At 52.8% G+C, this 9,999-nt stretch carries 13 protein-coding genes; 12 read left to right on the top strand and 1 reads right to left on the bottom strand.

Going from position 1 to position 9,999, the window contains the following annotated elements; genetic code table 11:
* Window positions 1-278: 278 nt before the first annotated feature.
* The 8 genes from ACT3UM_RS23870 to ACT3UM_RS23835 all read left to right on the top strand — a co-directional run bounded on the left by ACT3UM_RS23870 (window position 279) and on the right by ACT3UM_RS23835 (window position 6,322).
* Window positions 279-1,031 (top strand): Crp/Fnr family transcriptional regulator, encoded by a 753-nt coding sequence (locus tag ACT3UM_RS23870; RefSeq protein WP_498902495.1) that lies wholly within the window; start codon window positions 279-281, stop codon window positions 1,029-1,031.
* A gap of 962 nt (window positions 1,032-1,993) precedes the next feature.
* Window positions 1,994-2,407 (top strand): GNAT family N-acetyltransferase, encoded by a 414-nt coding sequence (locus tag ACT3UM_RS23865; RefSeq protein ID WP_498902494.1) that lies wholly within the window; start codon window positions 1,994-1,996, stop codon window positions 2,405-2,407.
* A 562-nt stretch (window positions 2,408-2,969) separates the two neighbouring features.
* Complete coding sequence (gene ltrA / locus ACT3UM_RS23860) at window positions 2,970-4,358, top strand: group II intron reverse transcriptase/maturase (RefSeq protein WP_498902493.1); 1,389 nt, start codon at window positions 2,970-2,972, stop codon at window positions 4,356-4,358.
* 151 nt (window positions 4,359-4,509) lie between these two features.
* Complete coding sequence (locus ACT3UM_RS23855; RefSeq protein WP_215090931.1) at window positions 4,510-4,791, top strand: type II toxin-antitoxin system Phd/YefM family antitoxin; 282 nt, start codon at window positions 4,510-4,512, stop codon at window positions 4,789-4,791.
* Window positions 4,788-5,090 (top strand): type II toxin-antitoxin system RelE/ParE family toxin, encoded by a 303-nt coding sequence (locus ACT3UM_RS23850; RefSeq protein ID WP_498902491.1) that lies wholly within the window; start codon window positions 4,788-4,790, stop codon window positions 5,088-5,090. The genes ACT3UM_RS23855 and ACT3UM_RS23850 overlap by 4 nt, the downstream gene beginning before the upstream one ends.
* Before the next feature lie 128 nt (window positions 5,091-5,218).
* Entirely contained in the window at window positions 5,219-5,482 is a 264-nt protein-coding gene (locus ACT3UM_RS23845; RefSeq protein WP_498902489.1) for a BrnT family toxin, read from the top strand.
* The gene (brnA, locus tag ACT3UM_RS23840) at window positions 5,472-5,741 is read left to right on the top strand and encodes a type II toxin-antitoxin system BrnA family antitoxin (RefSeq protein WP_074396173.1); all 270 of its coding nucleotides are present in this window, start codon (window positions 5,472-5,474) and stop codon (window positions 5,739-5,741) included. Before ACT3UM_RS23845 ends, brnA begins: the two co-directional genes overlap by 11 nt.
* A gap of 260 nt (window positions 5,742-6,001) precedes the next feature.
* Window positions 6,002-6,322, top strand: a complete 321-nt coding sequence (locus ACT3UM_RS23835) for an addiction module antidote protein (RefSeq protein ID WP_498902486.1) — start codon at window positions 6,002-6,004, stop codon at window positions 6,320-6,322.
* 81 nt (window positions 6,323-6,403) lie between these two features.
* Here the strand turns inward: ACT3UM_RS23835 and ACT3UM_RS23830 are convergent, their stop codons facing one another.
* Window positions 6,404-6,931, bottom strand: a complete 528-nt coding sequence (locus ACT3UM_RS23830) for a PadR family transcriptional regulator (protein WP_498902485.1) — start codon at window positions 6,929-6,931, stop codon at window positions 6,404-6,406.
* Between the two features lie 66 nt (window positions 6,932-6,997).
* Between ACT3UM_RS23830 and ACT3UM_RS23825 the strand changes: the two genes are divergently transcribed.
* From ACT3UM_RS23825 to ACT3UM_RS23810, 4 genes are all read left to right on the top strand, one after another.
* Window positions 6,998-7,420 carry a DUF2306 domain-containing protein gene (locus tag ACT3UM_RS23825; protein WP_498902484.1) on the top strand — a complete coding sequence of 141 codons (423 nt, stop codon included), beginning with the start codon at window positions 6,998-7,000 and terminating at the stop codon, window positions 7,418-7,420.
* Between the two features lie 361 nt (window positions 7,421-7,781).
* Complete coding sequence (locus tag ACT3UM_RS23820; RefSeq protein WP_498902482.1) at window positions 7,782-8,306, top strand: GNAT family N-acetyltransferase; 525 nt, start codon at window positions 7,782-7,784, stop codon at window positions 8,304-8,306.
* A 54-nt stretch (window positions 8,307-8,360) separates the two neighbouring features.
* Complete coding sequence (locus ACT3UM_RS23815; RefSeq protein ID WP_498902481.1) at window positions 8,361-9,464, top strand: AAA family ATPase; 1,104 nt, start codon at window positions 8,361-8,363, stop codon at window positions 9,462-9,464.
* A 70-nt stretch (window positions 9,465-9,534) separates the two neighbouring features.
* A partial coding sequence (locus ACT3UM_RS23810; RefSeq protein ID WP_498902480.1) for a DUF4276 family protein occupies window positions 9,535-9,999 on the top strand: 465 nt, incomplete at its 3' end.

Here is a 9,999-nt window from a genome sequence, read left to right as displayed (position 1 = left end):
CATGTCCTCCTAGCGTTCCTTTTGCAGCAGTTTTCGTGCAATGAAATCTCGCAATATCCTTTGTACAGAAATGAGGTATTTGCTTTTTTACGCCGCTTAGCGACGGTCAGGCTGACCTGGTCTAGAGCGCAGTTCAAAACGATCCTTCCTGACTGCCTCTAAGTAAGGATTCGCACAACTGTTTGATAATAAGCATTATTCATAACATACGTTAAGTCACTAATATAAGCATGTGTTTTAGAATGCGGCTAAAAATCGTTAGCCTGAGAGGTAATTGAGTGGCGCTCCTCGATACAGTAGTAATGCGGGGTCTTACCGTCCAAGGGGTGCTTTCTCCTGAAGACAAGGCGCTGTTGCTTGGCCTTGAGCTCAACCCACGGCACATAGCAGCCAGCGAAGAGCTATGGCAGGAGCGCGCAGATGCTGATCTGTTCTGCGTGGTCAAGGAAGGATGGGCATACTCCTATCGCAACTTGAGAAATGGCTCTAAGCAGATCCTCAAGTTCTACCTCCCCGGCGATATCATCGGCATGCGCGATTTTGGCTTCACCCGCCGACTGTCAAGTGCGGCGATGATTAACCAAGGTGTGATCTATCCGTTTTCCTATCAGCAGCTTTTTGAACTCTTCAGGCGTTCGAGCCTAGCCGTCGGCCTCATGGCCACAGCGATGCGTCAGCAGGCGTTACTCTCCGAGCGGCTAATCTATCTCGGGCAGTATGCTGCCCACGAGCGATTGGCCCACTTTCTCTACGAAATCTACCTGCGACTCAAGCGGATCGAGGCCGTGGAGGATAATAGTTTTCTCATGCCGCTTACTCAGCAGTTGATCAGCGATGCGCTGGGGATGAGTCCGGTACACGTAAGCCGAACCTTTTCGATGCTGCGTGAGGAGGGGCTAGTGATCAGAGACCGCCAGCATGTGAAGTTGCCTGACCCCGAGGCATTGGCGCGGCTGGTAGAGTTCAATGACACTTATATTGATGAATTCCTGCCTGTCACGTTTGCTGAACTTCTTCGAGCTAGCCCGTAAAGCGGCGATCGGAAACGTGCTGACCAGTTTACTTAGCCATTAGACAACGCTCTCTTCAACCGCTTCCACCGACAAGGAGGTGGGATTGTTGTCTCGCATAGCACCGGCCCAGGCCAAGGTAATTCGCGGCTGAGCCAAAAAACTGTTTTGCCACAGCACCAGTGGGGTCGAAGGGGGAGTACCGCTAGTAATGCCATGAACAAAGGCTGGCGCTTCAGACGTGCTTGACGCCAGTTGAGGCTACCGTTAACGAGCGTAATACCAGTACGCTCTGTTCGCCTTTAAGCGTGGTCAACATCTGCCGCGCAGGCAGCCCACAATGACCAATAAGCGAAGTGGCCAAAGGTGATAGCAAATGAGCTAGCAGGCGGCCAAGTGCACCAGGGCCGAGTATCTAGTGGGTAGTCATCATCAAGGTCGTTTCTTAGCAGCGTTCTTGCCGCCAAGCTTACCGAGTTCATTGCCCATAACTGAAGGCGGTATTAAAGGATCATTTCCAGTGACGGCAGCAATCATTATCTGGTAGCGTGAAGCTAAGAAAATTTGAGAATTAGTGTGTAGAGTGGTTGGAAGTAACGTAGGTGATTGCTCCAGGAGTGAAGGGTCGATTTCGATCCTTAGCAGACTTCCGAAGTGGCCACGTTTTTACGGTAGCATCTAGCACATAATGCGCGTTTCTCTACTTGGGTTTGTAATATAAGTGCTCATGTTTCTGAAGAACGATCTTTTGAAATCAAGCAAAACAATGGCTTACAAAGAAAGCCTTTGTGCTTATGAGCAGCTTTGAAAGGATAGCGATAATGTTTAATGTGCGTGCGCATTTTTCTGGCAAAGGGTATCGCAAAACCGAGCTTTATTTTCTATAAGTTTCATAGCATTACAGGTAAATGGTTAGGGTTCTGGTTGCCAGAAAAACACGCATGCGTATTAATAAACTGTTATAAATCAGGGAGTAGCCATCAATGGAGTGGCGCAAAGATGATTACTTAATCACTGACGACAAATCCAAGGTGCAACTGGATGTCGTCCACCGCTTGCTTGCCGCAACCTATTGGGGTGACCGCCGCCCTAGGGAAATTGTAGAGCGCATGGTTGCTGGCTCCATATGCTTCAGTCTTTACCGTGGTCCCACACAGATTGGTTTTGGGCGGGCAGTCACCGATAGTGCTACGTTTACCTGGGTAGCGGATATTGTGGTTGAGCCCAAGTATCGGGGTACCGGCTTGGGGCAGTGGATCATGGAATGCTTGGTTACGCACCCGGCTGTAAAGGGAACTCAAATGGTGTTGCAAACCCGTGATGCTCAGGGATTGTACGGGAAGTTCGGCTTCTCTGGAAACAGTGCTCTCATGAGCACCAAAGCCACTAATTTATAACAAGTCGCAGCAGTACGCGGGCCGATGGCCGCCGTATGCCCTTTCCGTGGCTCCTTCGTCGCCACTGCAATGCCGACGCTGTGCTTCAGCGTTATGTTGTGCGCCAGGCATGGCGCGTAGCGCCTTGACCGGCGCTGTTCCTGGGGGTAGTGCCTCAGGATGACTTGGGGGTGAAAGTCCCCTGCACGCCCGGTAAGGGGAAGTGCTAGCCGACGGCAAGGGTGTCCCTCGCGAGGGGGAATCTGAAGGAAGCCCGAGGCAAAACGCTGGCCTGACGAACAGGAAGCGGATACGAGGCGTCATGGTGGGGTAAGGTGGCAACACTCACCAAAGCCCAATACTTGCACGGAACGCCATGATGTAAATCCGACAGGCATAAGCGGGAAGGTCGCGCGTCTTACCCTGGGAAGTCTGGTGATCTGCCACAGTGCTACCGGCGTCGAGAGGCGACGGGAGGGATCACCAGACGTCAGCCGAGGCCATAGTAAGTGCCGATTCACCCCGGCACCAAGGGCCGAACATGAAGAACCGCGAGTAGGCGATAACGTCTCGAGGATCGATCATGAAGACAGACCATGACGCGAATACCGTCACTCACCCAGAGGGGCAGGGGCAGTACCCCGAGTCCCAGCCGGTGAGCGTCGAGACGAGCCCGGCGTCGTTATCGTGGACGAAAGCGGAGCCAACCTCGCTCATGGAACGGGTCGTTGACCCGGAAAACATGGAGCGAGCTTACCGTCGGGTGGTTGCCAACAAAGGCGCACCGGGTGTCGATGGCATGACGGTGTATCAGCTAGCCGACCACCTAAAGACGTACTGGCCAACGCTGCGCGAGCGGCTGCTGGCTGATCAGTACCACCCCAGCCCGATCCGAGCAACCACGATCCCTAAGCCCAAGGGTGGGATGCGGCAGCTCGGTATTCCCACGGTTACCGACCGCCTAATCCAGCAAGCGCTGTCCCAGGTACTGATGCCGATCTTCGACCCGGGCTTCTCCGAGTCGAGCTACGGCTACCGCCCCAAGCGGAGTGCCAAGCAGGCTGTCGTGGCCATGAAGGCCCACGTCACCGCCGGTCACCGCTGGGTGGTCGATCTTGACCTGGAAGCCTTCTTCGACCGAGTGAATCACGACCTGCTGATGGCACGGGTCGCGCGGCGCGTTGACGACAAGCGTGTACTGCGTCTGATCCGTCGCTATCTGGAGGCGGGTATGTTCCAGCATGGCCTGCCCACGCCGAGGCGGCGGGGGACACCCCAAGGCGGGCCCCTCAGCCCGCTACTGGCGAACATCCTGCTGGACGACATGGACAAGGCGTTGGAACGCCGAGGCCACCGCTTCTGCCGCTACGCCGACGATGTACAAATCTATGTACGGAGCCGACGAGCAGGCGAGCGGGTCATGGGCAGCTTGAGTGAGTATCTCGAGAGCTCACTTCGGCTGACGGTCAATCGCCGTAAAAGTGCGGTGGATCGGCCATGGCTACGCGGATACCTGGGCTACAGCCTCACTCGGCACAAGCAGCCGAAACTGACGCTCGCCAAGACAAGCCTGACGCGCATGATGCAGCGTGTCCGTGAGATCCTGAAACGTGGCAGGGGGCGTAACATCCAACGGGTAATCGAAGGGTTGAGGCCAGTCCTACGAGGATGGGCTAACTACTTCAATCTTGTTGATGTGAAACGCCCTTTGGAAGCGCTGGATCAATGGATACGCCGGCGCTTACGCGTTTTGATCTGGCGGCAATGGAAGCGCCCGGCAACTCGGCGTCGGAAGCTGCGAGGGTTGGGCCTATACGGGCACCGCGCCTGGAAATCGGCGGGGAACGGTCGAGGCCCCTGGTGGAACGCTGGGGCTTCGCACATGAATCAGGCCCTGCCGAGGAAATGGTTTTATGACCAGGGACTGACCTCGGTACTGGATACGGTAAGATGGCTCAAGCGTTGTTCATGAACCGCCGTGGTACGGAACCGTATGCCCGGTGGTGTGAGAGGACAGGGGAGGCGACTCCCCTTCCTACTCGATTCTTAGCGCCGCTTCCTTGCCAATCCTACGCATTTGGCGTACGTTTAAGAGTACAACTAGGTGTACATAGGTGATTCCCATGCTAAGAGTTCGCGTCGATGAAGATATCCGACCCCTGTCTGAGTTTCGGGCGGGTGTTGCCACATTTGTAAAGCAGATCCATGAAACTCGACGCCCTATGGTGCTAACGCAGAGGGGGCGTGGAGTTGCCGTACTGGTGGACGTCCAGGAGTACGAGAGGATGCAAGAGCGCCTAGAGCTGCTTGAGGAGGTCTACAAAGCAGAAGAGCAGATAGCTAGTGGAGAAGGCATCTCCCATGAGGAGGCAAAAGCACGAGTTTTGGGCAGACTGGAAAAATGAGGATTGTTTGGTCTCCGCTTGCCTTGGAGCGCGTTGAGGATATCGCCAAATACATAGCTGAAGATAAGCCTAGCGCTGCGGTTGAGTGGGTTGATGGCATATTTGACACGGTGGAGCGGCTGGCGGACTTCCCTGAAAGTGGACGCGTCGTTCCTGAAGTGGGGGGACGTCGCATCAGGGAGGTGATATTTGGAACGTATCGTATTATTTACAGTGTCAGAGACCAGATCGATATTCTGACAGTAAGGCGTAGCAGTCAATTATTGCGAATGTCCGAGCTTGGTGATGAAGAAACATAACCAAGCCATTAAATTCGCTCCCTGCGGTCGCCGGACACTCGTTCCTCGTGCCGTTTATGGCGGGCGTTAGCAGCTACAGCTTCCTTTCGAATCTTGCGGATTGAGTAAAAAAGGAATAATTTGTACTCATGGATGAGTTTGAATTCGACGAAGCCAAAAGCAAGGCCAATCTGGACAAGCACGGTATAGATTTCGTTGCTGCCCAAGGGCTGTGGAAAGATCCATACCTGCTGGAGATCCGCGCTAAATCAGAGGATGAGCAGAGGTTTTTGCTGATAGGCAAGATTGGTGAAAAGCACTGGTCGGCTGTCGTCACATACAGGGATGCTCGTATTCGTCTGATTTCAGTCAGACGTTCCCGTAAGAAGGAGGTTGAGCTCTATGAAAGCTAAAGACTTCGACAAGAAATTTGAAGAAGGGCAGGAAGATATCGTCGATGACCTCGATTTGTCCTCTGCTCGCCGCGTTAATCAGGAACAAAAGCGAATCAACGTCGATTTCCCGGCTTGGGTTGTCGAGTCGTTGGATCGTGAGGCTGCGCGCATAGGCGTTACTCGCCAATCGATCATCAAAGTGTGGCTGGTGGAGCGTCTTCAGGCAGAATCTGCTAACAAGCCGCTCAATGGTGACGCAGCAGGCGGCGCACATTAGCGGAGCGTTAGAATGCTTGTGTGAACCGCAGTTGGCACAAGTCCATGTATGAACTACAGTTACCATATGATAGAAGTCAAAACGACGACTAGATTCACGAAATGGTTCAGTTCCCTCAAGGATCGACGAGCAAAGGCTAGAATTCAGGCCCGGATTGGACGCTGTTGTCGTGATACTTCTAGCCGGTGGCGACAAAAGCTCTCAGAAGTTTGATATCGCCAAAGCCAAAGAAATTGCCAGGCAGTTGGAGGTATAAGGCTATGGGTATCAAAACTACGCGATGGGATTCAGCAGAACACCTTGAAACAGAAGAAGACATTCAACTGTATCTTGAAGCCTGCATCGAGGAAGCCGGTGACGATCCTGCATTCATTGTGCATGCGTTGAGTGTTATCGCCCGCGACAGGAACATGAGCCAACTTGCACGAGATACTGGACTTACCAGGGAAGGCTTGTACAAAGCTTTGTCACCCGAAGGCAATCCTACGTTCAGTACAGTCGCAAAAGTCGCAAAGGCGCTCGGCTTACAGATCACTGTGCAAACGCCCCAACAACCGCCTTCTAATACAGGCACTATATAAGTGTCGGCTTAAAATACCGCTCTTGGCCGAAAACGGCCCATCCTCAGCTTTCGTGTCCACATGTAGCCAAGGCCACCCGATCTACTCCTCGTCCATCACTTCCTCAACCCACTCCACCCAAGTTTCGGTAAGGCGCTGACCAAGCCGCAACGTGTGCCACGGCGCGCGCTGGGCAGGCGTTAACGACTGAGGGTCTCTAAACCACTCCTTCTCTATGGCAGCGTAGGTTGTCAAACGCTCCTTAAGTTGCTCACGAAAGGCGGAGAGCTCTTCGCGGCGGGCCTGGTCGGGCCAGCGTTCCCAGGCGAAAAACTTGGCAAACAGCGGCTGGCGCACTGGGCTTGCGGCCAAGGGCTCGGCGAGCCAGGTATCCAACGCTTGAAGGCCCGTTTCGGTCAGTTGGTAAACCTTGCGGTCGGGGCGTTCGGTTTGCGGCAGTGTCTTGCACGTCAATAGGCCATCGCCGCGCATGCGGTCAAGTTCGCGATATAGCTGCTGGTGGCTGGCCTGCCAAACATGGGCAAGGCCCGCTTTGAAGCGTTGCAGAATATCGTAGCCGGTGCCGGGTTCACGCTGCAGGGTGATTAATAAAACGGCGCGTAGGGACATAAGGAACCCTGCTTTGTGAGAATGTTATGCACATAGTTGCATAATGAAATGGCGGACGCTAGCCTTATGCAACAAGTTGCATTTGTCTATCGGCGGGCTTGGCTCTCGGAGGTTTCCATGGCGTTTACCCTGCATCTCTACGCGTCCTTTCTGGCCCTGGGGCTTGGGGCCATTGTGCTGCTCTCGACCAAGGGCACCAGGCTCCATCGCATCATGGGCAGCACCTGGGTGCTGGCCATGGCAATCTCGGCTTTGAGTTCCTTCGGGTTTGGCGGTGGCGTTTTGCCGTTGATGGGTCACTTTGGGCCGATTCATCTGCTTTCGTTATGGGTATTAGTGGCTCTTGCCGTTGCGGTGTTGGCGGTTCTCAAGGGCAGGGTAGAGCAGCACCGAAGCTGGATGGTGGGCGCCTATCTGGGTCTGGTTGGGGCCTTTATCGGCACCCTGGCGCCGGGTCGCTGGCTCGCCGTTCAGCTAGGCATATGGTGATGGTTAAAAGCCAGCACCACAGCTATAGCCGCTAGGCTTTGTCTGAAAAGTCGGCGAGCGAAGGCCAGACAAGGCAAAAATCGGCGAAAAGACGGAGTTTACGTAGTGTAAATGAGTACTTTGAGCCGATTTTGAACGCCGTATGGTCGAGCGCAGCCAGTTTTCAGACAAAGCCTAAGCTACTAGCAGAATACTCCAATCGCGATGAGCCTTATGCTAACTTAGCATCAACGGTTAAAAAGGTAGTGCCTCACCGATAATCAAATTTTATTTACTTCTGCTCTCTCAGCCGCGATCAAGATAAGTGAGAGCACGTTGTTACCTGGATCCATGTTCCCTTTATCCATTTATGGAGGCTTCAATGGGGCTTAGGCATGCACAAGAGCTAGATCTGCCGAGGATTGTGGATATTTACAATGCCGCTATCCCGACACGAACCTCGACGGCTGACACGCAGCCGGTTAGCGTCGAATCGCGCCTTGAATGGTTTCGGCAACATCAACCTGAGAGCCGTCCGCTACTGGTGTACGAACAGGGCGAAGAGGTCGTTGCATGGGTAAGTTTTGAGAGTTTCTATGGCAGACCCGCCTATCGGCATACGGCTGAGCTGAGCATTTATATCGCCCCAGAACATCAGGGTAAACTGCTAGGCAAAAAACTATTATTGGCGGCAGAGGAGATGGCGCCAACACTAGGGTTACGTACCCTGGTGGGTTATGTCTTTGCGCATAATACGCCGAGTATGCGACTGCTACAGGCCCTTGGTTACCATGAGTGGGGGCGCCTGCCTGATATAGCCGAGATGGAGGGTAGGGAGTACAGTCTCTGTATTATGGGCAAACGGCTTGTCATTAACGGCCCAGTTGATCACGATGGCGTAGCCTAGATGATTTGTCCGCTACCATTTGGAACATCAATTGAGTCGAGTAGCAAAAAACGAATGAGCGCAATCCGAAAACTTTCCATCAACGGCTTTAAATCCATACGTAAAGTGGAAAATCTCCACCTTGCTAATTTGAATGTGCTCATTGGTGCTAATGGAGCAGGCAAAAGTAATTTTGTCGCCTATTTTCGCATGCTTTCAGAGCTTGTAGAGGGAAGGTTACAAGTATGGACGAGCAAGCAAGGTGGCGCTGATAGAGTCCTCTGCTACGGGGTCAAGGAAACCGAGTCACTAACTAGCTCAATTCGTTTTGGTGATAACGGCTATGACCTTGAGCTACAGCCAACAGTCGATGGTGGCTTTACCTTTACCTCAGAAATGCTTTATTTCAAAGACCCCTACTACGGAGTAACCCGCCCCAGATTAGGCGCTGGGCATTCTGAGTCGAAACTCAAAAAGGAGATGGAGCGGGGGACGTCTCAAAAAATTGCAACTTTTTGCTATGAAGCTATCTCTGAATGGCGGGTATTTCACTTTCATGACACCAGTGACACGGCAGGCGTAAAGCGGCAGGTCTCTCTGCACGACAATGCGTATCTACGCATGGATGCCTCAAATCTGGCTGCTTTCCTTTTTAGGCTAAAAAAGGAAGCGCCTGATGTGTACGGCCAAGTTCGCAAAACGGTGCGTTTGGCGGTGCCCTTTTTTGATGACTTTGTGCTTCAGCCAACCACATTGCCCACAGAAGAGCAGCAGATCCGTTTGCTATGGAAACAAAATGACAGTGACTACGCGTTGTGGCCCAGCCAGCTTTCGGATGGCTCGATTCGGTTTATCTGCTTGGTAACAGTGCTGCTGCAGCCTGATCCACCAACGACCATCATTATTGATGAACCTGAGTTAGGTTTACATCCTTATGCAATAACACTGCTGGGAGCGCTGATACGCTCGGCGGCTATGCGCACGCAGGTCATTGTGTCTACTCAGTCAGTGCCATTGCTGAATGAGTTCGAAATCGAAGACCTGATCGTCGTAGAGCGTGAGCAGGGAGGCTCGGTTTTCAAGCGCATGGACGAGGATGATTTCATCAGTTGGCTGGAGGACTACAGTATTGGCGAACTTTGGGAGAAAAATATCCTGGGTGGGAGGCCTTCGCGATGATTCGTGTGCATGTTATCTGCGAAGGACAAACCGAAGAAATGTTTGTAAATGAACGCCTGCTGCCATTTTTTTGCCCAGCGATATCCAGTTAGTCCCTGCGCTCGTTGGTAAGCCGGGGCACAAAGGCGGTAATTTCAAGTTTGAGCGCCTTAAAGCCGATGTGCAGAACCGTTTACTTGGTGATCGTAGCGCTTATTGCACTACATTCTTTGACTATTACGGCCTCCCGCAGAGTTTTCCGGGTAAGAACGATCAAGCTGATCAGGCGGATATACAAGATAAAGCTGCAGCTGTGCAGGAGGCAATGGCCACGGAATTGACGCGTTTAATTGGCCAGGATCCGATGCGACGTTTTATCCCCTTTGTTCAAATGTACGAGTTTGAAGCATTACTGTTTAGTGACCCGGAAGCATTCGCTAATGGGGTCGGTAGAACTGCTTTGGTTAACTCTCTTAACGCGATCAGTGCGCAGTTTGAGAGCCCTGAACACATCAACAATAAGTGCTTATTCAAAATTAATCACGTACTCCGTGCC

It is taken from the genome of Halomonas sp. AOP13-D3-9 (assembly GCF_052379125.1).
Classification (GTDB): Bacteria; Pseudomonadota; Gammaproteobacteria; order Pseudomonadales; family Halomonadaceae; genus Vreelandella.
Note: the sequence above shows the minus strand (reverse complement) of the source record. Positions and strands in the feature narration are given on the sequence as shown.

What these genes read in the sequence shown, in the direction of transcription:
- ACT3UM_RS23865 (WP_498902494.1), top strand. Translation starts at nt 1,994, where the DNA reads ATGGAGTGGCGCAAAGATGATTACTTAATCACTGACGACAAATCCAAG.
- ltrA (WP_498902493.1), top strand. Translation starts at nt 2,970, where the DNA reads ATGAAGACAGACCATGACGCGAATACCGTCACTCACCCAGAGGGGCAG.
- ACT3UM_RS23855 (WP_215090931.1), top strand. Translation starts at nt 4,510, where the DNA reads ATGCTAAGAGTTCGCGTCGATGAAGATATCCGACCCCTGTCTGAGTTT.
- ACT3UM_RS23850 (WP_498902491.1), top strand. Translation starts at nt 4,788, where the DNA reads ATGAGGATTGTTTGGTCTCCGCTTGCCTTGGAGCGCGTTGAGGATATC.
- ACT3UM_RS23845 (WP_498902489.1), top strand. Translation starts at nt 5,219, where the DNA reads ATGGATGAGTTTGAATTCGACGAAGCCAAAAGCAAGGCCAATCTGGAC.
- brnA (WP_074396173.1), top strand. Translation starts at nt 5,472, where the DNA reads ATGAAAGCTAAAGACTTCGACAAGAAATTTGAAGAAGGGCAGGAAGAT.
- ACT3UM_RS23835 (WP_498902486.1), top strand. Translation starts at nt 6,002, where the DNA reads ATGGGTATCAAAACTACGCGATGGGATTCAGCAGAACACCTTGAAACA.
- ACT3UM_RS23830 (WP_498902485.1), bottom strand. Translation starts at nt 6,931, where the DNA reads ATGTCCCTACGCGCCGTTTTATTAATCACCCTGCAGCGTGAACCCGGC.
- ACT3UM_RS23825 (WP_498902484.1), top strand. Translation starts at nt 6,998, where the DNA reads ATGCAACAAGTTGCATTTGTCTATCGGCGGGCTTGGCTCTCGGAGGTT.
- ACT3UM_RS23820 (WP_498902482.1), top strand. Translation starts at nt 7,782, where the DNA reads ATGGGGCTTAGGCATGCACAAGAGCTAGATCTGCCGAGGATTGTGGAT.
- ACT3UM_RS23815 (WP_498902481.1), top strand. Translation starts at nt 8,361, where the DNA reads ATGAGCGCAATCCGAAAACTTTCCATCAACGGCTTTAAATCCATACGT.